Annotated in this window: 22 protein-coding genes; 15 read left to right on the top strand and 7 right to left on the bottom strand. The window is 74.2% G+C overall.

Annotation, left to right across the window (positions count from 1 at the left end; all coding sequences use genetic code 11):
- The first annotated feature begins 157 nt into the window (after positions 1-157).
- The 3 genes from sigK (at position 158) to AB0L45_RS23970 (ending at position 1,954) form a co-directional block, all read left to right on the top strand.
- Positions 158-724: an ECF RNA polymerase sigma factor SigK gene (sigK, locus tag AB0L45_RS23980; protein ID WP_365843119.1), complete on the top strand. Its 567-nt coding sequence runs from the start codon at positions 158-160 to the stop codon at positions 722-724.
- Positions 721-1,557, top strand: coding sequence for an anti-sigma factor (locus AB0L45_RS23975; RefSeq protein ID WP_365843117.1), 837 nt, complete (start codon positions 721-723; stop codon positions 1,555-1,557). The genes sigK and AB0L45_RS23975 overlap by 4 nt, the downstream gene beginning before the upstream one ends.
- A gap of 133 nt (positions 1,558-1,690) precedes the next feature.
- Complete coding sequence (locus AB0L45_RS23970) at positions 1,691-1,954, top strand: hypothetical protein (protein ID WP_365843115.1); 264 nt, start codon at positions 1,691-1,693, stop codon at positions 1,952-1,954.
- A gap of 31 nt (positions 1,955-1,985) precedes the next feature.
- Here AB0L45_RS23970 and AB0L45_RS23965 read toward each other — a convergent pair whose 3' ends face one another.
- Both AB0L45_RS23965 and AB0L45_RS23960 read right to left on the bottom strand, forming a co-directional pair.
- Positions 1,986-3,191, bottom strand: coding sequence for a CaiB/BaiF CoA-transferase family protein (locus AB0L45_RS23965; protein ID WP_365843112.1), 1,206 nt, complete (start codon positions 3,189-3,191; stop codon positions 1,986-1,988).
- A 58-nt stretch (positions 3,192-3,249) separates the two neighbouring features.
- Positions 3,250-4,455, bottom strand: coding sequence for a type ISP restriction/modification enzyme (locus AB0L45_RS23960; RefSeq protein WP_365843281.1), 1,206 nt, complete (start codon positions 4,453-4,455; stop codon positions 3,250-3,252).
- Between the two features lie 253 nt (positions 4,456-4,708).
- Here AB0L45_RS23960 and AB0L45_RS23955 point away from each other — a divergent pair, with 253 nt between their 5' ends.
- Entirely contained in the window at positions 4,709-6,070 is a 1,362-nt protein-coding gene (locus AB0L45_RS23955) for an MFS transporter (RefSeq protein ID WP_365843110.1), read from the top strand.
- A 75-nt stretch (positions 6,071-6,145) separates the two neighbouring features.
- On the opposite strand, the gene AB0L45_RS23950 is transcribed toward AB0L45_RS23955, so the two are convergent.
- From AB0L45_RS23950 to hmgA, 3 genes are all read right to left on the bottom strand, one after another.
- Positions 6,146-7,015 (bottom strand): poly-gamma-glutamate hydrolase family protein, encoded by an 870-nt coding sequence (locus AB0L45_RS23950; RefSeq protein ID WP_365843108.1) that lies wholly within the window; start codon positions 7,013-7,015, stop codon positions 6,146-6,148.
- Positions 7,016-7,085: 70 nt separating this feature from the next.
- Positions 7,086-7,835, bottom strand: a complete 750-nt coding sequence (locus tag AB0L45_RS23945; RefSeq protein ID WP_365843107.1) for a GntR family transcriptional regulator — start codon at positions 7,833-7,835, stop codon at positions 7,086-7,088.
- Positions 7,836-7,912: 77 nt separating this feature from the next.
- Positions 7,913-9,238, bottom strand: coding sequence for a homogentisate 1,2-dioxygenase (gene hmgA / locus AB0L45_RS23940; protein WP_365843105.1), 1,326 nt, complete (start codon positions 9,236-9,238; stop codon positions 7,913-7,915).
- 295 nt (positions 9,239-9,533) lie between these two features.
- Between hmgA and AB0L45_RS23935 the strand changes: the two genes are divergently transcribed.
- From AB0L45_RS23935 to AB0L45_RS23905, 7 genes are all read left to right on the top strand, one after another.
- Positions 9,534-11,027 (top strand): citrate:proton symporter, encoded by a 1,494-nt coding sequence (locus AB0L45_RS23935; RefSeq protein ID WP_365843103.1) that lies wholly within the window; start codon positions 9,534-9,536, stop codon positions 11,025-11,027.
- A 3-nt stretch (positions 11,028-11,030) separates the two neighbouring features.
- The gene (locus AB0L45_RS23930; protein ID WP_365843101.1) at positions 11,031-12,329 is read left to right on the top strand and encodes an MFS transporter; all 1,299 of its coding nucleotides are present in this window, start codon (positions 11,031-11,033) and stop codon (positions 12,327-12,329) included.
- 31 nt (positions 12,330-12,360) lie between these two features.
- A complete protein-coding gene (locus tag AB0L45_RS23925; protein ID WP_365843099.1) occupies positions 12,361-13,128 on the top strand; it encodes a class I SAM-dependent methyltransferase in 768 nt (255 codons plus the stop codon).
- A gap of 131 nt (positions 13,129-13,259) precedes the next feature.
- Positions 13,260-14,162: an NAD(P)-binding domain-containing protein gene (locus AB0L45_RS23920; RefSeq protein WP_365843097.1), complete on the top strand. Its 903-nt coding sequence runs from the start codon at positions 13,260-13,262 to the stop codon at positions 14,160-14,162.
- A 182-nt stretch (positions 14,163-14,344) separates the two neighbouring features.
- A complete protein-coding gene (locus AB0L45_RS23915; RefSeq protein ID WP_365843095.1) occupies positions 14,345-15,763 on the top strand; it encodes an aldehyde dehydrogenase family protein in 1,419 nt (472 codons plus the stop codon).
- Positions 15,764-15,818: 55 nt separating this feature from the next.
- Entirely contained in the window at positions 15,819-16,901 is a 1,083-nt protein-coding gene (locus AB0L45_RS23910) for a Zn-dependent alcohol dehydrogenase (RefSeq protein WP_365843093.1), read from the top strand.
- A 137-nt stretch (positions 16,902-17,038) separates the two neighbouring features.
- Positions 17,039-17,497 carry a hypothetical protein gene (locus tag AB0L45_RS23905; RefSeq protein WP_365843091.1) on the top strand — a complete coding sequence of 153 codons (459 nt, stop codon included), beginning with the start codon at positions 17,039-17,041 and terminating at the stop codon, positions 17,495-17,497.
- A 49-nt stretch (positions 17,498-17,546) separates the two neighbouring features.
- Here AB0L45_RS23905 and AB0L45_RS23900 read toward each other — a convergent pair whose 3' ends face one another.
- Both AB0L45_RS23900 and AB0L45_RS23895 read right to left on the bottom strand, forming a co-directional pair.
- Positions 17,547-18,593, bottom strand: a complete 1,047-nt coding sequence (locus AB0L45_RS23900) for an urea transporter (protein WP_365843089.1) — start codon at positions 18,591-18,593, stop codon at positions 17,547-17,549.
- 102 nt (positions 18,594-18,695) lie between these two features.
- Positions 18,696-19,343 carry a TetR family transcriptional regulator gene (locus AB0L45_RS23895; RefSeq protein WP_365843087.1) on the bottom strand — a complete coding sequence of 216 codons (648 nt, stop codon included), beginning with the start codon at positions 19,341-19,343 and terminating at the stop codon, positions 18,696-18,698.
- 103 nt (positions 19,344-19,446) lie between these two features.
- On the opposite strand from AB0L45_RS23895, the gene AB0L45_RS23890 reads away from it, so the two are divergent.
- The 4 genes from AB0L45_RS23890 (at position 19,447) to soxR (ending at position 22,657) form a co-directional block, all read left to right on the top strand.
- Positions 19,447-20,598: an acyl-CoA dehydrogenase family protein gene (locus AB0L45_RS23890; RefSeq protein WP_365843085.1), complete on the top strand. Its 1,152-nt coding sequence runs from the start codon at positions 19,447-19,449 to the stop codon at positions 20,596-20,598.
- A 115-nt stretch (positions 20,599-20,713) separates the two neighbouring features.
- A complete protein-coding gene (locus AB0L45_RS23885) occupies positions 20,714-21,340 on the top strand; it encodes a TetR/AcrR family transcriptional regulator (RefSeq protein ID WP_365843083.1) in 627 nt (208 codons plus the stop codon).
- A 199-nt stretch (positions 21,341-21,539) separates the two neighbouring features.
- Positions 21,540-22,001 carry a MaoC family dehydratase gene (locus AB0L45_RS23880; RefSeq protein WP_365843081.1) on the top strand — a complete coding sequence of 154 codons (462 nt, stop codon included), beginning with the start codon at positions 21,540-21,542 and terminating at the stop codon, positions 21,999-22,001.
- A gap of 65 nt (positions 22,002-22,066) precedes the next feature.
- On the top strand, positions 22,067-22,657 hold the full coding sequence (soxR, locus tag AB0L45_RS23875) for a redox-sensitive transcriptional activator SoxR (protein ID WP_365843079.1): 591 nt from the start codon (positions 22,067-22,069) through the stop codon (positions 22,655-22,657).
- Positions 22,658-22,660 lie beyond the last annotated feature (3 nt).

Below are 22,660 nucleotides of genomic sequence, written 5' to 3'. Positions count from 1 at the left end.
AGCTGTGGCGGCTATTCGGGGCCGCGCGCCGTCCGGATGGGTACGGATTCCGCGGGCCCGGGAATCCGCGGCCGGCCGGACCGGTCCGCCGCGCGTCTCGCCCCGAATCCACCACGGCGGGACAATGACCGGTCGTCACGGGAACGGGGTGAGCCGCGTGGACTCCGGAACGGCCGCAGGGCGCGGTGCCGAGGTGCTGCTGCCCCTGATCGCGCGGGGTGACCACGGTGCTTTCGAGGAGCTGTACGACCTGGTGTCGCCGCCCGTGTTCGGCATGGCCCGGCGGGTGCTGCGGGACACCGCCCAGGCCGAGGAGGTGACGCAGGAGGTGCTGCTGGAGATCTGGCGGCGGGCCGGCCGCTACGACCCGGGGCGTGGCAGCGCGCTGGCGTGGATCCTCACCCTCGCCCACCGCCGGGCGGTGGACCGGGTGCGGGCCGCGAGGGCCGCGAGCGATCGTGAGGAACGGGCCGCGCGGCGGGGCGCGGTGACCGTTTTCGACGAGGTGGCGGAGGAGGTCGAGTCCACCTTCGAGCGCGAGTGGGTACGCCGGTGCCTGGACCGGCTCACCGCGTTGCAGCGGCAGTCGGTCACCCTCGTGTACTACGACGGCTACACGCACCGGGAGGCGGCGCGTCGGCTGGCCGTACCGCTCGGCACGGTCAAGTCCCGGCTGCGCGACGGGCTGGCGCGGCTGCGGGACTGCCTGGCGGGTGCCGTATGAGCCGCCGCCCGCCGTACGCGGCCCTCCGTGACGCGCTGCGCGCCGGCCGGCGGGGCCCGCACGCCCTGGCCGCCCCGTACGCGCTCGACGCCCTCGGCCCGCGGGAACACCGCCGCTTCGAACGGCACGTGCGCCGCTGCCCGGACTGCGCGGCCGAGTTGCGCGTCCTGACCGAGGACGCCACCTGGCTCGCCCGTGCCGCCGCCCGCCCGGCCCCCGACGAGCTGCGCACCCGGGTCCTGGCGGCCGCCCTCGCCACCCCGCAGGAGGCGCCGGCGCCCGAGCCGGCCGTACCACCGGGGGAGGCCGGCACCACCACGGACACCGCCCGCCCGCGCCGGCCCGCCCGGTCCGTCCCCCGCCTCGCCGCGGCGGTCACCGCGCTGAGCCTCGCCGTCAGCGCCCTGCTCGCCGTCCAGCTCGTCCGTACGGACAGCGAACTGGACCGGCAGCGCGCCGTGACCCGGTCCGTGAACGCGGTCCTGGCCGCACCGGACGCGCTGGCCGTCTCCGGGCGTCCGATCGGCGGGCGGTCGCTGAGCGCGGTCGAATCGGTCGCCATGAACCAGGCCGTGGTGAACGCGGCGGGATTGCCTCCGCCGCCCGCCGGGCACGCGTACCAGCTGTGGCGGATGCCCGGCGGGCCCCGCACGGCCCGCTCCGCCGGTGTGCTGCCGTACGACCCGAGGACCCGCACCGCGGGCCCCTCGGTGGTACGTGATCTTCGGCACGGCGGCACCGGGCGGGCGGACCGGCTGGCGGTCACTCTGGAGCCGGCCGGCGGCTCCGTCAGGCCCACGACCTCGGTACTCATCCAACTCGCCCTCGGCTGACCATGATCCGTAAGCTGGCGTCAACGTCGGTGCGCGGGAGGTGAATACCGGTGCCCGGGCCGCGCGCGTGTCGCGGAGGAGAGATAGGGTTACCCTGCCCGGGCCGGGTGCCCTCGTACGGGTGGGGAGTGTCATGGAACAGATAACAATGCGCAGCAGGCCACGCGTGCCTGCCATCAGTTGCGGAAGCGGCGCGTCCAGCGCGCGGCTCGACCGCCATCTCGCGGTGCTGGGCGGACCTGCCGTCCCGCAGCGGGAGACGGAGGGCGCGACATCGTTGATGCAGGAGCTCACCGCTCGTGATCACGGGCGCACGAGGACGAACCGCGGCGCCAGGGTGTCGCTGTTCGCACCGCTGCGCAGGCTGCGCCGGTCGCTCTTCGGCGGCCACGGCTGAGGCACGGCCGACGCCGTACCGTCCCGGTCCCTCAGGCGGCCACACCGTCCCGGCGCAGCGCTGCGATCCGCTCGCTCGTCAGACCCAGAGCGCTCAGCAGCGCGTCGGTGTGTTCGCCGAGGGCCGGTACGTCCCCCATCACCGGCCCGGCACTCCCGGGCAGCGTGACCGGCGGCAGCAGCGCCCGCAGCGGCCCAGCCGGTGACCCCACCTCCCGCCAGCGGTCCCGCGCCGCGAACTGCGGATGCCCGGCCAGCTCCGCCACCCCGTTCAGCCGCGCACAGGCGATCCCCGCCGCCTCCAGCCGCCGTACGGCTTCCCCGGCGCCCATCCCGGCCAGCGCCTCACCGACCACCCGGTCCGTCCTGTCCCGGTTGCGGGTCCGCGCCACATTCGTCGCGAACGCCGGATCCTCCGCCAGTTCCGGCCGCTCCAGCACCTGCCGCGCCAGCCGCTGCCACTCCCGGTCGTTCTGCACCGACAGCAGCACCGGCTGTCCGTCCGCCGTCGGATAGGCGTTGTACGGCGCGATGACGGCGTGCGCGACCCCCGTGCGCGCGGGGGGTGTGCCCCCGTACATCCCGAAGTAGAGCGGATGCCCCAGCCACTCGGCCAGCGCGTCCAGCATCGCCACCTCCACCGGGCCGCCGCGCCCTGTCGTGCCGCGGCGCACCAGCGCGGCCAGCACACCGGAGAAGGCGTACATCGCCGCCGCGATGTCCGCCGCCGGTATCCCGGCCTTCGCGGGCTCCTCCGGCGTCCCGGTCAGCGAGACCAGCCCGGCCTCGCACTGCACGAGCATGTCGTAGGCCCGCTTGTGCGCGTACGGGCCGCCGGGACCGTAACCGGAGATGTCGACGGCCACCAGGCGCGGATACCGGGCGCACAGCGCCGCCGCGTCGAGGCCGAGCCGCGCGGCCGCGCCCTGCGCCAGGTTCTGCACGAACACGTCCGCGCCGGCGACCAGTTGTTCCAGCAGCTCGCGCCCCCGCGGGTCCTTCAGGTCCAGCGCCAGGGACTCCTTGCCGCGGTTGGCCCACACGAAGTGCGAGGACAGGCCGCGCACCGAGGTGTCGTAGCCGCGGGCGAAGTCACCGCCGTCCGGCCGCTCGACCTTGATCACCCGGGCGCCGAGGTCGGCCAGCTGCCGGGTGGCGAACGGCGCGGCCACGGCCTGTTCGACGGCGACGACGGTGATGCCCTCCAGGGGCAGCGGCTGCGGCGGAGTGCGGTCCATGGTCGGAGGACCTACCCGCCGCCGCGCGCCGGACAACCCCCAGGGCGGCCCGACCGCGTCACAGCAGGGCGAACTGCCCGCCCGGGCCCTCCTCGTGGTGATCCAGGACGGAGGCCGGCCGGCGGGCCGCGGCCGGTGGCGGCAGCACCCCCGCCGCGCGCAGCTCGGCCGCCTCGACGCGCGGCCCGTCCGCCGTACGCCGGTGCAGGTCCTCCAGCGCCGGACGCAGCTCGGCCGCCAGCGCCAGCACCGTGACCAGTTCCAGCAGTTCGGTGGTCCACTCCTGGGGCCAGGCGGCGGGCCGCACCGCCTCCAGGGTGCCGGGCCCGTCCACCGCGCCCGTACGGCGCTCGCACCACGCCTCCAGTACGCGCACCCCGCCCGCCTCGGCCTCCCAGGCCGCCGCGGGCACGGGGGAGATCCGGCCGGGGCCGAGGAGCAGCGCCTCCTCGTCCGGCAGGTAGGAGAGGGTGTCGGGCAGTCCGCGGGCGGGCAGCGGAGCCCGTACGTAGGGGCGCCGCCCGCCGGGCATCCGGGGACGGTCACCGGCGCGCGCCCCGTACGCCGTCCCGTCACCCCGCGCGCCCCTCGTCTGGAGCCACAGCAGCCGTTCGCCCAGTGCGACACCGTCCGCCCACACCCCGGCGTCCGCGGTCAGCGGCACCACCGCGCCGGACGGCGTGGGCCGGGCGCCCGCCACCGTCCAGGCGAGCACCTCGCCGGCGCCGACCGGCCGGCCCAGGCGCCGGGCGAGCAGTTCCGTCAGGCCCGGGGCGAGGTTGGGCTCACTGCCGCCGGGCCGCCGGTACAGCGGGCGGATACGGCCGGGCCGGCCGGCCGGCGACCTGCCGTCCGGCAGCAGCGCGGAGGCGACCAGCGCCGGCCCGCCCGTCTGCGGTACGTGCCCCAGCTCCACCACGAAGACCTGCCGCCCGTCCGCGACCCGCCACAGCTCCGGCCGGGCACTGTCGATCAGCCGGTGGTCGGGCAGCAGCCACTGCTGGTCGTACGGGCCGTGCAGGACCCGCACCGGCTCGGGGCACGGCCCGCCGGTGTGCGCGAGCTGCCCGGTGGGGGTGGTCTGGCCGGGCAGCTGGGGCACGGCCGTCCGCAGCGTACGGGCGCGGCTGGGGCGGAACAGCCGCTCGCGCGCGCCGTCGTCCCCGGCCGCGTGCAGCGCCGCCCAGCGGGCCCGCAGCGAGGCGGCGTCGGGCGCCATGACCCAGCCGCGGCCGAGCCGCAGCGGCGCGGCCGACCAGGGCATCAGGTCGTCGAGCCGGGCCGCCGTGGCGAGCCCGCCGCCGCTCCCCGCGGCCTGTGTCACCGTCACGCGGTCGCCCTCCCTGGACCTTCGGTGCGCCCGTTTCGCTGGGGGCATCGTAACGGCGGCGGCCGGAGACGGTCTTTTGCGAGTGATCACCGCCGGGTACGGTCCTGGCCGTACGCCCGCGCCGCCGCACCGCCGTGCGGCCGTACGCCGTACACCCGTGCCGCCGCCGTCCGCCGGGAGGAGCGCCATGACCGCCACGCAGCTCGCCGGGGTGCGGGCGGGAGCCCGGCTGGACCGGCTGCCGCCGTCGCGCTGGCACCGCCGGCTGACCCTCACCGTCGGCCTCGGCGCCTTCTTCGACCTCTACGAGATCTTCCTCGGCGGGGTGCTGGCCGCGGTGCTCGCCGAGCGCTGGCAGCTGGACCACACCGCCAGGTCGTGGGTGATCGCCGCCGGGTTCCTCGGCATGTTCGTGGGCGCCAATGTGCTGTCGGTGCTCGCCGACCGGTTCGGACGGCGCCGGATGTTCCTGGTCAACCTGGGCGCGTACTCCCTGTGTTCGCTGCTGTGCGCCTTCGCGCCGAATGCCCCGTGGCTGATCGCGCTGCGCTTCCTGGCGGGGCTCGGCCTCGGCGCCGAACTCGTCCTGGTGGACACCTACCTGGCCGAGTTCCTGCCGCGCGCGGTCCGCGGCCGGTACATCGCCTGGGCCTACACCTTCGGCTTCCTCGGTGTGCCGGTGGCCGCCTTCGTCGGCGCCCGGCTGGTCGCCACCCGCGAGCTGTTCGGCGTCGAGGGCTGGCGCTGGCTGCTGGTGGCGGGCGCGCTGGGCGCGGCGTTCATCCAGCTCATGCGCGCCCGGCTGCCCGAGTCACCGCGCTGGCTGACCGTGCACGGGCGGGAGGAGGAGGCGGCGAAGATCGTCACGGACATCGAGGAGCGCGTCGCGCGGGAGACCGGCGGTACGCTGCCGTCGGTCGCGGTGGCGGCGGAGGTGCCGCAGCGCCGCGTCCCGCTGGGCGAGATGTTCCGCGGCGACCACCGGCGCCGTACAGTCATGTGGTGGATCTTCCAGGTCCTGCAGACCGTCGGATACTACGGCTTCGGGTCGCTGGCGCCGGTCGTGCTGACCGCCAAGGGCCACACCGTCACCGCGTCGCTGAGCTACGCCGCCCTCAGCTTCTGCGGCTACCCGCTCGGCTCGGCGCTGTCCGTACCGCTGATCGACCGCATCGAGCGCAAGACGCTGATCATCGCCGCCGCGCTGGGCATGGCGGTGTGCGGCCTGGCCTTCGGCTTCGCCGGCACGCCCTGGCTGATCGTGAGTGCCGGCTTCGCGCTGACCGTGTGCAGCAACGTCTTCTCCAACGCCTTCCACGTCTACCAGACCGAGATCTTCCCGACCGGCCTGCGCAGCAGCGCCATCGGCATCGCCTACTCGCTGTCCCGGCTCACCTCGGTGATCCTGCCGTTCGTCGCGCTGAGCGTGCTGGCGGAGCTCGGCCCCGGCGCGGTCTTCGCCGGCTCGGCCGGGCTGCTGGTGCTGCTGTGCCTGGACGTGGCGCTGCTGGGGCCGCGCAGTACAGGGCGCAGTCTGGAGCGGATCTGAGGGGCGCCCTCGGAGCGGGCGTGGGTGCGCCAGGCCCCGGCTTCAGGGCCCGGCGCACCGTCACAGCCCGTCCGTTCAGAGAATGACCTGGTCGGAGCGGGACTCCAGGCGGGCTATCGCCTTGCGGCACGCGCCGACGAACTTCTTGAACTCGTCGTTGGTGCTGCCGGCGCGCCCTTCGAGCGTGTCCTTGCCGAAGAAGGACTCGCGCAGTTCCGTGCTGAGTTCGAGCTGGGCACCCTTGCCGAGCATGGTGCGGTTGCACGGGTTCTCGGGGTTGACCCCGGCCAGGTCCGGGAAGTCGTCCCCGTCGACCGTCTTGCAGTGCGCGCCCAGCTCCTCGTGCAGCAGCTTCTTGAAGGCGGCGTTCAGACCGCCGACCACGACCACCTTGGGGTCCTGGCCGCTGCGCACACCGGCCTGTGCGGCCGTGCAGCCGTGCAGGCTCAGGACGTTGAGGCTGGAGGCCGCCATGGAGATCGCGACGTGGTCGTCGCAGTGCTTCGCGGTGACGTGCAGCTCGCGGTTGGATCCCAGCTCCATGCTGGGCAGCCGCAGCCCCTCGAACATCCAGTAGTCGTACACCGGCTCGCCCGGGAAGAGGGCCTTCAGGGTGTCGGGCTGGTAGCCCGCTATGCCCAGGCACAGCTCGGAGGTGCCCTTCTCGATGCCGCCGCCGTGCATCGCCATGATGGTCGTGCGCTGGTACGGGCGTCTCTCACCGCGCTCGTTGTCGAACAGCTCATGCCGTCGGTACCGGCGCGCGTACTGGATGCCCTCCTGGCCGGAAAGCGTCTTGTACAGATGGGTGTTGGAGTTGTAGAGGTCCCCCTCGGACGTGGCATGGGCCCGGGCGGCCCCCATGCCCGTCACCACGGGGATGCTGCTGACGGCCGCCGCGCCGAGCGCTGCGGTGAGGACAGTACGACGATTCACAGGTGACATGGCGCACATCATCACCTGCCCCGCCGCCGGCGCACACACCGGGGTGGGCCCTCGCGGAAAGGGGCCCGGTTCAGTGCGCGTCCAGCGTCACCGTGAAGGAGAACCGGTCGCCCCGGTAGTGGATCAGGGCCACGTCCACCACCCGGCCGTCCTGGTCGTACGTGACGCCCGTGTAGTGCAGGATCGGGCTCAGCAGCGGCACCTGGAGCAGCCGGGCGGTCTCCGGGTCGGCCAGCCGCGCCTCGACCGTGTCGGTGATCCGGCTGATGGCCACGCCCACCGCGTCCCGCAGCACCTTCGTCATCGGCCAGCGCGCCAGGTCCGCGGGGTCCACGCGGGCGGCGACGTCCGGGTGGAGGAAGTTGACCGCGTGGTTCGTCGGCTCGCCGGTCTTCTCGTCGCTGCGCAGCCTGCGGTACGTGGCCACCTCCGCCAGTCCGGGGAAGTGCTCCGCCAGGTCGGGCGGCACGGCGGCCGTGCCGTGGTCCAGCAGTTCGGTGCTCATCCCGGACTGCTGGGCCACGATCGCGTCCACCGAACCGAGCAGCCGCACCGGCGTCCCGCGCCGCGCGCTCGGCTCGATGAACGTGCCGCGTCTGCGGTGCCGGCTGATCAGCCCCTCCGTCTCCAGCTCCTTGAGCGCCTGGCGCATGGTCAGCACGCTCACGCCGTAGTGCGCGGCGAGCGCGTCCTCGGTCGGCAGGCGCAGCGGGGCGCCGGGGGACCGGCCGAGTATGGACGCGCGCAGCGACTGCGAGACCTGGTACCACAGCGGCAGCTTGCGGTTCAGGTCGAGCGAGTCGGGGGCGAAGGTGGTCAACGTCGACTCCGTATCAGGGCCGGGCGGTTCCCGGACAGGGCCCGTGTGCGGCGGTGCTGTGCTGCGTACGCGGGCCCTCAGGGACGGAAGTGGCGCTCCAGACCCTGCCACACCCGGTCGTAGCCGCTCTGCAGGTGGTCGGCGCCCGCGGCCTGCGCCGTGAGGGTGACCGGCCAGCGGGTCTCGAACATGAACGCCAGACCGTCGTCGATCTTCTGCGGCTTGAGCTCCGCCGCGCTCGCCCGGTCGAAGGTCTCCCGGTCCGGGCCGTGCGCGGACATCATGTTGTGCAGCGAGCCGCCGCCCGGGACGAAGCCCTCCGCCTTGGCGTCGTAGGCGCCCTCGACCAGGCCCATGTACTCGCTCATCACGTTCCGGTGGAAGTACGGCGGCCGGAAGGTGTCCTCGCCGACCAGCCAGCGCGGCGCGAAGACCACGAAGTCCACGCCCGCCAGCCCCGGGGTGTCGGACGGCGAGGTCAGCACGGTGAAGATCGACGGGTCCGGGTGGTCGTAGCTGATCGAGCCGATGACGTTGAAGCGGCGCAGGTCGTAGACGTACGGGACGTGGTTGCCGTGCCAGGCCACGACGTCCAGCGGCGAGTGGTCGTAGGTCGCCTTCCAGAGGTTGCCGCAGAACTTGTTGACCACCTCGTACGGGCCCTCCGCGTCCTCGTACGCGGCGGCCGGCGCCAGGAAGTCCCGGGCGTTGGCCAGGCCGTTGGCGCCGATCGGGCCGAGGTCGGGGAGCTGGAAGGGCTGCCCGTAGTTCTCGCAGACATAGCCGCGGGCGGTGATGTCGAGCAGTTCGACGCGGAAGCGGACGCCGCGCGGGATCAGCGCGACGTGTCCCGGTTCGGCGCGCAGCAGGCCCAGTTCGGTACGGATCAGCAGGCCGCCGTGCTCGGGCACGATCAGCAGCTCGCCGTCCGCGTCGCTGAACACCCGGCGTTCCATGGAGGTGTTGGCGTGGTAGAGGTGGATGGCCATGCCGGTGCGCTGGGTGGCGTCACCGTTGCCGCCCAGGGTCCACAGGCCGGCCAGGAAGTCGGTGGGGGCCCCGGGCGCGGGCAGTGGGTTCCAGCGCAGGCGGTTGGGGTCGGGCTCGGTCTCGGTGAAGGGCGCGCCGCGGAGCGCGCCGTTGGCCACCCGCTCGAACGCCGGGTGCGCGGCGGACGGGCGGACGCGGTAGAGCCACGTACGGCGGTTGTGGGCGCGCGGCTCGGTGAAGGCCGAGCCGCTCAGCTGCTCCGCGTACAGGCCCAAGGGGGCGCGCTGGGGGGAGTTGCGACCCACCGGCAGGGCGCCGGTGACCGCCTCCGAGCTGTGCTCGTTGCCGAATCCCGCGGAGTACGCGAGCCCCTCGGCCGTCTTTCTCGCCTGCTCGTTGCCCGTGCCTGTCATCGCGCGCTCCCGCCGCTCAAGGGGGTCCAGCAATCCTATGGAGGACCTTAGGATTGCGGGCCCGGGCCGTCAACGGAAACTCTCGGCCACGTGTGACGGGTGCGGCGGGCGGGCCGGAACCGGAGCCGTCCCGCCCCCGGCCCCGGCCGGATCCGGGCCCTGCGCCGCTCCGGCAGCCGCGCGTTTTGCTCGTATTGCTCGCACGTCAAGACCTTGTTAACGAAAGTTTCGGCCACCTACCGTCACCTCGACCGCCGTCCCGGGCGGTGTTCAAGGGCGAACGTGAGGTACCCCCATGCTGACAATCCTCGGATTCGTCATGATCGCCACCTTCCTGGTGCTGATCATGACGAAGAAGATGTCGCCGATGGCAGCGCTCATCCTGATCCCCGCGCTCTTCTGCGTCCTGGTGGGCAAGGGGGCGCACCTGGGCGAGTACGTCCTCAAGGGCGTCGGCGCCCTGGCGCCGACCGCCGCGATGCTGATGTTCGCCATCATCTACTTCGGCGTGATGATCGACGTAGGGCTCTTCGACCCGGTCGTCCGGGGCATCCTGCGGTTCTGCAAGGCGGACCCGGTCCGGGTCGTGGTCGGCACCGCGCTGCTCGCCGCGATCGTCTCGCTCGACGGCGACGGCTCCACCACCTTCATGATCACGGTCTCCGCGCTCTACCCGCTCTACCGCCGCCTGAAGATGAGCCTGGTGGTCATGACCGGCGTCGCCGCCACCGCCAACGGCGTGATGAACACCGTCCCCTGGGGCGGCCCGACCGCCCGCGCCGCCACCGCCCTCAAGCTGGACGCCGGCGACATCTTCGTCCCCATGGTCCCGGCGCTGGCCACCGGCCTGGTCGCGGTCTTCCTGCTCGCGTACGTCCTCGGGCGCCGCGAGCGCAAGCGGCTCGGCCTGCTCACCCTCGACGACGCGGGCACCGTGACAGAGCGCACGGTGCCCGGGCAGACGGCGGGCGAGCCGGTGCTCGCCGCGGCGGCCGGAGGCTTCGGAGCCCGCGTCCGTACGACCGTCCTCCGCACGGCGGCCCTGCGTACGGCCAAGGCCCGCCCCGCGGCGGCGACGGCCGGCGGCAGCGGCACGGCCCGTCCCGGGACCGCGACCGGCGACGCGGCCCCCGGCACCGACGACGGCTTCCAGGGCCTGGACCCGCACCGCGCCACCCTGCGCCCCAAGCTCTACTGGTTCAACGCCGCCCTCACCGTCGCGCTGCTGGTCCTCCTCGTCCTGCAGACGCTGCCCATCCCGGTGCTCTTCCTCCTCGGCGCCGCCACCGCGCTCACCGTCAACTTCCCCCACATGCCGGACCAGAAGGCCCGGATCGCCGCCCACGCCGAAAACGTCCTCAACGTCTCCGGCATGGTCTTCGCCGCCGCCGTCTTCACCGGCGTCCTCACCGGCACCGGCATGGTCGAGCACATGGCCCGCTGGCTGGTCGGCAGCATCCCGGACGGGCTCGGCCCGCACATGGGCATCGTCACCGGCGTCCTGAGCATCCCGCTCACGTACTTCATGTCCAACGACGGTTTCTACTTCGGCATCGTGCCGATCCTCGCCGAGGCGGGCGCCGCGCACGGCGTGGGCGCCCTGGAGATCGCCCGCGCCTCCCTCGTCGGCCAGGCCCTGCACATGTCCAGCCCGCTCGTGCCCGCCGTGTACGTCCTGGTCGGCATGGCCAAGGTGGAGTTCGGCGACCACACCCGCTTCACCGTGAAATGGGCGGTACTGACCTCCCTGGTCGTCCTCGCCGCCGGCCTGCTGTACGGGATCATCTGACCCGTGGACACCGCGACGCCCGGCCGGGGCTGGCTGCTGCGCCTGGTCCTCACCTTCTCCTTCGCCCAGGCCGCGGTGAGCATGGCCCGGCCCGCCGTCTCCTACCGGGCGCTCGCCCTGGGCGCCGACGAACGGGCGGTCGGCGTGATCACGGCGGTGTACGCGCTGCTGCCGCTGCTGGTGGCCGTACCGCTCGGCCGCCGCACCGACCGGGGCCGCTGCGCCCCGCTGCTCGTCGCCGGCGTCGCCCTGATCACCGGCGGCTGCGCGCTGAGCGGCGTGGCGGACTCGCTGCCCGCGATGGCCGCCTGGAGCGGGGTGATGGGCCTGGGCCACCTGTGCTTCGTCATCGGCGCCCAGTCCATCGTCGCCCGCCGCAGCGCCCCCGCCGACCGCGACCGCACCTTCGGCCACTTCACCATCGGCGCCTCCCTCGGCCAGCTCATCGGCCCGGCCGCCGCCGGACTCGTCGTCTCCGGGCACGACGGCGCGATGGCGGCCACCAGCGCCACCGCCCTCCTGGCCGCGGGCGCCCTCGCCGCCTTGTCCTACGCGTCCCTGTGGCGCCTGGAACAGCGGGTTCCGAAGGACGGAGCCGCCGCGGGTACCGCCCGGGACCGTACGAAGGCGGCGGAACGCACCTCCGTACGCGGCATCCTGCGCACCCGAGGCGTCGCGGCCGGCATCTTCATGAGCCTCGCCGTGCTCTCCGCGACCGACATCCTCACCGCCTACCTCCCCGTCATCGGCGAGGACCGGGGCATCGCACCCGCCACCGTCGGCCTGCTGCTCAGCCTGCGCGCGGTGGCCACGGTCGCCTGCCGGCTCGTCATGACACCGATGATCCGCCTGGTCGGGCGCACGGCCCTGATGGCGGGCAGCTGCGCGCTCGCCGGCCTGCTCTGCGCGGGCCTGGCCCTGCCCGCGCCGGTCTGGGCACTGGCCGTGATGCTCGGCGTCCTCGGCTTCTGCCTGGGCGTCGGCCAGCCGCTGTCCATGACCACGGTCGTCCAGGCCGCCCCGGCAGGCGCCCGCAGCACCGCCCTCGCGCTGCGCCTGACCGGCAACCGCCTCGGGCAGGTCGCGGCCCCCGCGACGGCGGGCCTGCTGGCCGGACTGGCCGGTACGGCGGCGCCGTTCGCGATGCTCGGCGTCCTCCTCCTGGGCTCGGCGGCCGTGGCCGCCCGCCCGAAGAGCCGGCGCTCCGGCTCGCCGCGCCCGGAGAGAACCACCGGCGCCCCGCGAGGCACCGACGGCCCACCCCTGCCGGCCCCCGGGGACGGAACGCGCGCCACCCGGTGAAAGCCGGCCCCCGCCGCACTATCGTGCCCCCATGTCCGACCCGCCGTTGGCACAGTTCTTCAGCCACCTCGCGCCGACCTACGACCTGTTGTACCCGGACTGGCCGGCCGCCGTCGCCCAGCAGGGCCGCGCCCTCGACGCGTACGTACGCGCCGCCCTCGGCGACCGGCCGCACACCCTGCTGGACTGCGCCTGCGGTATCGGTACGCAGGCGATCGGCCTGGCCGCGGCCGGCCACACCGTCACGGGAACGGACCTGAGCCCGGTCGCGGCGGCCCGCGCCACGGCCGAAGCGGCCGCCCGCGGCCTCCACCTGCCGACCGCCGCCGCCGACATGCGCCGGCTCCCCTTCGCCGACGCCCTGTTCGACGCGGTGGTGTGCGCCGACAACTCCCTGGCACTCCTCACCACCCCCGAAGGCGTCCGCGCCGCCCTCGCCTCCATGCGGCGGGTGCTGCGCCCCGGCGGCCAACTCCTGCTGGGCATGCGCGCCTACGAGGAGGCCCGCCGCGACCGCTGGGAGGTCCTGCCGCCCCGCGTCACCCGCACCCCCGGCGGCCGGGCCGTCACGCTGCAACTGTGGGAGTGGCACGACGACGGCGAGCACTACGACTTCGACCTGATCCAGCTCCTGCCGCGCGGCGGCACCTGGGAGGTACGCAGCCGCCGCGCGACCTCCTGGGCGCTGACCAGGGAACAGGTCACCGCCTTCGTCACGGCCGCCGGTTTCGAGCAGGTCACGTGGCACGAGCCGCGGGCGGACGGGTACTTCCAGCCGCTGGTGACGGCCCGGGGGTGAACCCGGGCCGCACATGAGCCCGAAGCGCGTCCGAAGCGCACCCGAAGGGAACCCGAAGCGCGCCCCGGCAGGGTGGTGCCACCAGACGGGCCCGGCAGCGGGCCGGCCCGCCGAACCATCGGAGCAGCCCCATGGCCATCACCCCCACCACCCCCGCCCCCAGCACCCCGGTGACCGTGCTCGGCCTCGGCGCGATGGGCCGGGCGCTGGCGGGCGCCTTCCTCGGCGCCGGGCACCCCACCACCGTATGGAACCGCTCGGCGGCCAAGGCCGACGAGCTGGTCGGCCGCGGTGCGGTGCGGGCCGGCAGCGTCGCCGAGGCGGTGACCGCCGGCCCGCTGGTCGTCGTCTGCGTCCTGGACTACGAGGTCGCCCACCGCATCCTGGAACCGGTCGGCGCCGACCTGGCCGGACGGGTCCTGGTCAACCTCACCTCGGACACCCCGCAGCGCTCCCGGCAGGCCGCCGAGTGGGCCGCCGGGCACGGCATCGACTACCTGGACGGTTCGATCATGGTGCCGACCCCGGTCATCGGCACCCCCGACGCGACGGTGCTCTACAGCGGCTCGCGACGGGCCTTCGACACGTACGAGGAGACGCTCAAGGCCCTGGGCGGCCGGGCGCCCTACCTCGGCGCCGACCACGGCACCGCGGCGGTGTACGACCTGGCCATGCTCAGCTTCTTCTACTCCGGCATGGCGGGCATCGCGCACGCCTTCACCCTGGCCGGCGAGGAGGGCGTGCCGGCCACGGACCTGGCCCCGTTCCTGGACGTGATCACGGGCATCTTCCCGCCGATCGCGGCAGGCATGGCCGACGACCTGGCCGGCGGACGGCTCGACGGCGCCGGGGAGGGCAGCCTCACCATGGAGGCGGCGGGCGTCGGACACATCATCGAGGCGTCCCGGGACCGCGGCGTCACCACCGATGTACTGGACGCGCTCAAGGCGCTGATGGACCGCGCGATCGCCGCCGGGCACGGGGAGTCGGAGTTCGTGCGGGTGACGGAGGTGATGCGCGGAGCGTACGCCTGAGACGCCCGGCGTCCGGCGGCCGGCCGGCGGACGCCGGCCACCGGCAGGCCGCCGGATCCGGTGGCGCGGGCGCGGGGTGGCCGAGGAGAGGTCTGGCGCCGGAAAACTACCATCGCTAGTTTGGGGCCGGCGAGTACCTTCGGGGACTCACGGGACCACAGCCGGCCTGGGAGGGCGACGACGTGAAGCAGCACGACGCCATGTACATCGACGGAAGCTGGCGGCCCGCCGCCGGGCCGGACACCATCGACGTCGTCAACCCGGCCGACGAACGGGTCATCGCCACCGTCCCGGCGGGCACCGCCGAGGACGTGGACGCGGCGGTACGGGCCGCCCGCGCCGCCCTGCCCGGCTGGGCCCGTACCGCGCCCGCCGAGCGCGCCGCCCGGCTGACCGCGCTGCGCGACCAGCTCGCCGGGCGCGCGGCGGAGATCGCCGAGACGATCACCGCGGAGCTGGGCGCGCCGCTGGCGTTCAGCAAGGCCGTACAGGCCGCCGTCCCGGTCGCGGTGGCCGGCTCGTACGCCGAACTGGCCGCCACCCACCCCTTCGAAGAGAAGATCGGCAGCTCCACCGTCCTGCACGAACCGGTCGGTGTGGTCGGCGCGATCACCCCCTGGAACTACCCCCTGCACCAGATCGTCGCCAAGGTCGCCCCGGCGCTCGCCGCCGGCTGCACGGTCGTCCTCAAGCCCGCCGAGGACACCCCGCTGACCGCCCAGCTCTTCGCCGAGTGCGTGGACGCGGCGGGCGTGCCGGCGGGTGTCTTCAACCTCGTCACCGGGTACGGGCCGGTCGCCGGCCAGGCGCTGGCCGAGCACCCGGACGTGGACCTGGTCTCCTTCACCGGCTCGACCGCCGTCGGTAAGAAGGTCGGCGCCATCGCCGGTGCCGCCGTCAAGCGCTGCGCCCTCGAACTGGGCGGCAAGTCCGCCAACGTGGTGCTGCCCAGCGCCGACCTGGCCAAGGCGGTGGGCGTCGGTATCGCCAACGTCATGGCCAACTCCGGCCAGACGTGCAGCGCCTGGACCCGGGTGCTGGTGCCCGCCGACCGGTACGACGAAGCCGTGGAACTGGCCGCCGCAGCCATCGCCACGTACATACCGGGCGACCCGCTGGACGACTCCAGCCGCCTCGGCCCGGTCGTCAACGCCACCCAGCGCGACCGCGTCCGCGGCTACATCGAGCGCGGCATCCAGGAGGGCGCCCGCGTCGTCGCGGGCGGCCCGGACGCTCCCGAGGGCCGGGCACGGGGCTACTACGTCCGCCCGACGCTCTTCGCCGATGTCACGCCGGACATGACCATCGCCCAGGAGGAGATCTTCGGCCCGGTCGTCGCGGTCCTGCCGTACGCGGACGAGGAGGAGGCCGTACGGATCGCCAACGGCACGGTCTACGGCCTGGCCGGCGCGGTGTGGGCCGGGGACGAGGACGAGGCCGTCGCCTTCGCGAAGCGCCTGGAGACCGGCCAGGTCGACATCAACGGCGGGCGCTTCAACCCGCTCGCGCCGTTCGGCGGCTACAAGCAGTCCGGCATCGGCCGGGAACTGGGCCCGCACGGCCTGAGCGAATACCTCCAGACCAAGTCCCTCCAGCTCTGACCGCCGCACCCGCCGCCGTACCCGTACCGCCCACCGACCAGGGAGCCACTTCCGCATGACCCGTGCCGCCGTACTGACCGCCGTGGGCGCCCCGCTGGAGGTCGCCGAGATCGAACTGCCCGCGCCCGGGCCGGGGCAGGTACGCGTCCGGCTCGCGGCGGCCGGTGTCTGCCACTCCGACCTGTCGCTGTCCGACGGGACGCTGCGGCAGCCCGTGCCCGCCGTCCTCGGGCACGAGGGCGCGGGCACCGTCACCGCCGTCGGCGCGGGCGTCGACACGCTCGTGCCGGGCGATCAGACCGTGCTGAACTGGGCCCCGTCCTGCGGGGCCTGCCATTTCTGCGGGCTGGGCGAGCCCTGGCTGTGCGCCGACGCCGGTGCGGCGGCCGGCACTCCGTACGCCAAGCTGGCCGCCGACGGCACCGATCTCTACCCGGGCCTGGGCACCGCCGTCTTCGCCGAGGAGACGGTCGTACCGGCGCACGCGGCGCTGCCGCTGCCGCCCGGCATCCCGCTGACCGACGCGGCGCTGCTGGGCTGCGCCGTGCTGACCGGGTGGGGCGCGGTGCACCACAGCGCGCGGGTACGGGCGGGGGAGTCGGTGGCGGTGTTCGGCGTGGGCGGCGTGGGCCTGGCCACCCTCCAGGCCGCGCGGATCGCCGGCGCGGGCCCGGTCGTGGCCGTGGACGTGTCACCGGCCAAGGAGGAACTGGCGCGCGCCGCGGGCGCCACCGAGTTCCTCGTCGCGTCGGACGACACCGCCAAGCGCATCCGCAAGCTCACCGGCGGGCACGGCGCGGACGTCGCGATCGAATGCGTAGGACGGGCGGAGACCATCCGTACGGCCTGGTCGTCCACCCGGCGCGGCGGCCGCACCACCGTCGTCGGCATCGGCGGCCAGGACCAGCAGGTCACCTTCTCCGCCCTGGAACTCTTCTACTTCGGCCGTACGCTGTCCGGTTGCGTCTACGGCAACAGCGACCCGGCCGCCGACCTGCCGCGCATCGCCGAACACGTCCGCAGCGGCGCCCTCGACCTGTCCGGCATGGTCACCGAGCACATCGCCCTCGACGGCATCCCCGCCGCCTTCCAGGCGATGCGGGAGGGCAAGGGAGGCCGCGCCCTGATCGTCTTCTGAGCGGACGCGCCCTCCGGGCCGGGGCAGGTCACCACCTCCATGACCTGTGAGGTCATTGAGCCGCTGCCCCGGCGACGGCATCGTCTTCTCCACCGGGCCATCCCGGCCGGACCGGCCCACGCCAGGAGGAGACGCGTATGAGCGCCATGAGCACCACCGACACCACGACCGGCACCGCGGCCCGCACCGCTCCGCGCGGCACCGGCCGGGCGGACCTGCTGCGCACGGTCCTGCGGACCGACAGCTGGAGCACCGCCGCGTTCGGTGTCTTCCTGCTCGCCGGCAGCAAGGCGCTCAGCGCACCGTTCGGCATCCCCACGGCCTGGTCCGTCCCGATCGGCATCGCCATGCTGGGCGGCGCCGCCGCCCTCGCCCTGATCGCCGGCTACCCGCGCATCCCCACCGGCCCGGCCGCCGCCGTCATCGCGGGCAATGCCCTCTCCTTCCTGGCCATGCTGCTCCTCACCTTCTCCGGCCTGCTTCCCCTCACCGGCCTGGGCACCGTGTTCCTGGTGACCGGGGCGGTGGTGGTGGCGGGGTACGCGGTGCTGGAGTATGTGGGGCTGCGGCGGTACGTGAGCGTGGAGCAGGGCTGAGGGGCACCGTCGGCCCGGCCGTCTCCACCGGGGGCGCGAGCGGGACGCGTCAGGCTGATGACGGCGTGTTCGGTGCGGGTGTGCCCGGTGCGGCCGGTGTGGCCGCGGGTGTCGGTTCGGCGGCCTTGCGTAGGCGTGGGAACGCCGGTGCCGCTGCCAGGAAGACGAAGGTCGTCAGGACGAACGGCCAGGTGAGAGTGTGGCCGCCGGACGGGGCGGTGAGGGCGGTCAGGGCCGGGGTGAGGGCCGTCGCGGCGACGGCGCCGGTCACCGCGTACGCCGCGGTCCGGCGGCCGGCCGGGAGGAAGACCCCGCACAGCGCCATCGTGACCAGCACCGCGTTGTAGCCCGCGGCGCCGGACGCGATCTGGGCCGCCGGCGCGCCCAGTGCCCACGCGGTGCCGGTGCCGGTCAGGCTGCCCAGGCACGCCGTCGTGCCGGCCGTCCGGTTCGCGGTGAAGATGCCGGCGAGGAAGAGCGCGCCGACGTACCACTGCGGTATGAAGAAGATCTGGGCGACGTTGGCGAACAGTCCGTGCCACACGTCGGTGAAGGACAGCGCGGACGGGGGCCCGGCGGGCCGCGGGAGCGCCGCGGGGGCCGGGCCCTGGTGCCACAGGCGCGCTAAGCCCGGCGCCGCGGTCGTCACGGCGCCGGCGACCAGGCAGAACGGCAGGGTGAGCGTGGGCAGTTGCCGGCTGCCCAGGACGCGGGCGACGGCGGCGGTGACGACCGTGACCACCACGCTGCCGCCCACCGCGAGCAGGGCGGTGGACAGGTGCCAGGGGCCCAGGAAGACCGCCGAACCGACGGCCACCAGGCACGCGTTGAAGCCTTCCAGCCCCGCGGCGATCCGTGCGCGGTCCACGCCGAGCAGGTGTGCCGTGGCCGTACCCGTCGCGGTGCCGAGGAGCCCGTACAGGCCGTACGCCCAGCCCGCCGCGCACAGCGCCACGGAGAACAGCGCGCCGGTGACCGCGCTCGGCAGGAAGTCGACCTGGGCCTGACCGCGCAGCACGTGGACGGCGAACCGGACGCCGCGGTGCCGGGTCCAGGGCGCGCTCCGGTCCCGTAGCGCGGCGATCGGATCACGCACGTCGTCTCCCCTCGGACGCAGCTCTCGGGCCGGCGGCGTACGCCGCCGGGCCGTACGCGCACCGCACCGCACCGGGACCACCCGGACGGATGCACCTTACAGCTACATGTGGGGCGGCGGGACGGGATCCGGATGCCGCAGCGCCAGTCCGTCGACCAGCGCCAGCAGGCCCGTCTCGAACGCACCCTCGTCGACCCGCTGCTGATGCTCGGCCAGCAGGTGCGCCTGGCCCAGGTGCGGGTAGTCACTGGGGTCGTAGGCGCCCGGGTCGTCCACGAAGCCGCGTGCGAAGGAGCCCAGCGCGGAGCCCGCCACGAAGTACCGGACCATGGCGCAGATCCGGGTCGCCTGGGCGGGCGGCCAGCCGGCCTCCACCATGCCGCCGAAGGCCGCGTCGGCCATCTTCAGTCCGGCCGGGCGGCGGCCGGGGCCCTGGGCGAGGAACGGGACGATGTTCGGGTGCGCGGCGAGCGCCGCACGGTAGGAGCGGGCCCAGGCCAGCAGCCCCGTACGCCAGTCCGCGCCGGCGGCCAGGGCCGAGACGTCCACCTCGGCGATCACCGTGTCGGCGACCGCGTCCAGGATCTCGTCCTTGGTCGTGAAGTGGTTGTACAGGGACGGCCCGCTGACGCCCAGTTCGGCGGCGAGCCGCCGGGTGGACAGGGCGGCCAGGCCCTCCGCGTCGATGAGCGCGAGCGCGGTGGTGACGATGCGCTCCCGGCTCAGGAGGGGCTTGCGGGGTCGGGCCATGCCGCACATAGTAGAGGCTGCCGCCCAAAAACTAGCAGTGGTAGTTAATGGCCGCCCGGCCGGCCCGGCGGCCCGGCTGCCGCGCCTTCCCCAAGGGGCCTTGATGAACCTGGAGCTCAGCGAGGAGCAGGCTGCCGCCCGGCAGCTCGCCAAGGACTTCGTCGACCGCGAGATCACCCCGCACGCCGCCGCCTGGGACCGGTCGGAACGCGTCGACCGCGGCATCGTCAAGAAACTCGGCGAGGTCGGCTTCCTCGGCCTGACCGTCCCCGAGGAGTACGGCGGTTCCGGCGGTGACCACCTCGCCTACGCGCTGGTCACCGAGGAACTGGGCCGCGGCGACTCCGCGGTGCGCGGCATCGTCTCCGTATCGCTGGGCCTGGTCGCCAAGACCGTCGCGGCCTGGGGCGACGAGGAGCACAAGCGGCGGTGGCTGCCCCCGCTGACCTCCGGCGAGGCCGTCGGCTGCTTCGCCCTCACCGAGCCCGGGACCGGCTCGGACGCCGGCAACCTGGCCACGCGCGCCGTGCGCGACGGCGATGCCTACGTCATCAACGGCAGCAAGATGTTCATCACCAACGGCACCTGGGCCGACGTGGTGCTGCTCTTCGCCCGTACCGGTGACGCCCCCGGCCACCAGGGTGTCAGCGCCTTCCTCGTCCCCGCGGACACGCCCGGCCTGGAGCGCCGGGAGATCCACGGGAAGCTGGGGCTGCGCGGCCAGGCCACCGCCGAACTGGTGCTGACCGACGTCCGGGTGCCCGCCGGTGCCCTGCTCGCCCCGGAAGGGAAAGGTTTCTCCGTCGCCATGTCGGCCCTGGCCAAGGGCCGTATGTCGGTCGCCGCCGGCTGTGTGGGCATCGCGCAGGCCGCGCTGGACGCCGCCGTCGGGTACGCCACGGAGCGCGAGCAGTTCGGCCGGACCATCGCCCACCACCAGCTGGTGCAGGAGCTGATCACCGACATCGCCGTGGACGTGGACGCCGCGCGCCTGCTGACCTGGCGGGTCGCCGACCTGATCGACCGGGGCAAGCCGTTCACCACCGAAGCCTCCAAGGCGAAACTCTTCGCCTCCGAGGCGGCCGTCCGCGCGGCGAACAACGCGCTCCAGGTCTTCGGCGGCTACGGCTACATCGACGAGTACCCGGTCGGCAAGCTGCTGCGGGACGCCCGGGTGATGACCCTGTACGAGGGCACCAGCCAGATCCAGAAGCTGGTGATCGGGCGGGCGGTCACGGGAGTCTCGGCGTTCTGAGGGGCTTGGGCCCCCGCGCCGTGCCCCGGCAGCCCTAAGCGCTTGCTCATCGGCAGGGGTAAGGTGTTCGGTCCGGCGTGGAGGGTCCGTGGCGGGGCGAGGATCGGGGTGTGCGATGAGTGCGGAGGCGGAGCCGGCGGACGGTTCGGGGGAGGACTGGGCGGACGTGGCTCCGGAGGCGGCCCGCCGCCTGGTCCGGGCTGCCGTCCAGGCGTTCGCCGAGCGCGGGTACCACGCCACCACCACCCGTGACATCGCGGGCCGGGCCGGCATGAGCCCCGCCGCGCTGTACATCCACTACAAGACCAAGGAAGAGCTGCTCTTCCGGATCAGCCGCGTCGGCCACGAGAAGGCGCTGCGGATCATGGAGGAGGCGGCCGGCGCCGACGGCGGCCCCGCCGAGCGGCTCGGCGCGGCCGTCCGTACGTTCGCGTGCTGGCACGCCCGGCACCACACCACGGCCCGGGTGATCCAGTACGAGCTGCAGGCGCTGAGCGAGGAGCACTACGCGCACGTCGCGGGCCTGCGCCGGCGTACCGACCGGGCGTTGCGCGGCATCCTCCAGGACGGCGCCGACGCGGGGGAGTTCACGGTCGGTGACGTGCCGGGCACCACCCTCGCGGTGCTGTCACTGTGCGTGGACGTGGCCCGCTGGTTCTCGGCCGAGGGCGCCCGTACGCCCGAGGAGGTGGGGGAGCTCTACGCCGGTCTGGTGCTGCGCATGGTCGGCGCGCGGCCGTAGAACGAGGCCGGGACCGGGACCGGGGCCGGGGCCGGGGCCGGGCGACGGAGGCGGGGCCGGGGCCGGGCGACGGAGGCGGGGCCGGGGCATTGACAGGGGGAGGCCTGCCGCACATGCTGAGCAAGCGCTTAGTCGGCGGTGCGGCGGACGGTACGGCCCGTACGGTCCGCGCCCGCGGAGCCTGAGGAGGCATACGGACATGGCAGAGCCCCGGGTGTTCGGCTCGCTCGACGCACTGCGGAACGCGGTCGGCGAGGACCTCGGCACCAGCGACTGGCTGGAGATCGACCAGAAGCGGATCGACCAGTTCGCCGAGGCCACCGGCGACCACCAGTGGATCCACGTCGACCCGGAGCGGGCCGCGTCCGGGCCGTTCGGCACCACCATCGCGCACGGCTACCTGACGCTGGCGCTGCTGCCCGCCCTCGTACCGCAGCTGCTGCGGGTCGACAACGTCACGATGGGCATCAACTACGGCGTGGACAAGGTCCGCTTCCCCGCCCCCGTCCCGGTCGGCTCACGGCTGCGGGCGACGGCCCGGATCGCGGGCGTGACGGAGGTGTCCGGCGGCGTGCAGCTCGCGACGACGGTCACCGTCGAGCGCGAGGGCGGCGAGAAGCCGGTCTGCGTCGCGGAGACGCTCAGCCGCTTCTACCTGTGAGCGTGGCCCGCCGCCCGGGCGTATCCCCGCAGCCCACCGGGTGGGTCCACGGATAGGGTTGTCCCGTGCCTCAGCTTCCTTACAAGGTCCACGAGCTCACGGTCGGCCAGCTCTCCGCCCGCAGCGGCGCGGCGGTCTCCGCCCTGCACTTCTACGAGTCCAAGGGGCTGATCAGCAGCACCCGGACCGCGGGCAACCAGCGCCGCTACACCCGCGACGCGCTGCGCCGGGTCGCCTTCGTGCGCGCTGCCCAGCGGGTCGGCATCCCGCTCGCCGTGATCCGGGACGCGCTCGCCGAACTGCCCGACGAGCGCACGCCCAACCGGGACGACTGGGCCCGGCTCTCCGAGGTCTGGCGCGAGGAGCTGGAGGAACGCATCACCCAGCTCGTGGAGCTGCGCGACCGGCTGACCGACTGCATCGGCTGCGGCTGCTTGTCCCTCCAGAAGTGCGCGCTGTCGAACCCGTACGACCAGCTCGGCGAGCAGGGCACGGGTGCGCGGCGGCTGCGGGTGGACCGGGTGGGCGGCCCGTCCCGGGCGCGCGGTGGCGCGTCCCGGACGGACGAAAGCGATGAGGCCGCCGGCACGGAGGGTACGGACGGGTGTGAGGTGACCGGCGGCGCACCGGACCAGGACCGCTGCGCCCGCCGCTGACGC

It is taken from the genome of Streptomyces sp. NPDC052496 (assembly GCF_040679095.1).
Lineage (GTDB): Bacteria > Actinomycetota > Actinomycetes > Streptomycetales > Streptomycetaceae > Streptomyces.
This window is presented reverse-complemented; position numbering and strand designations above follow the sequence as displayed.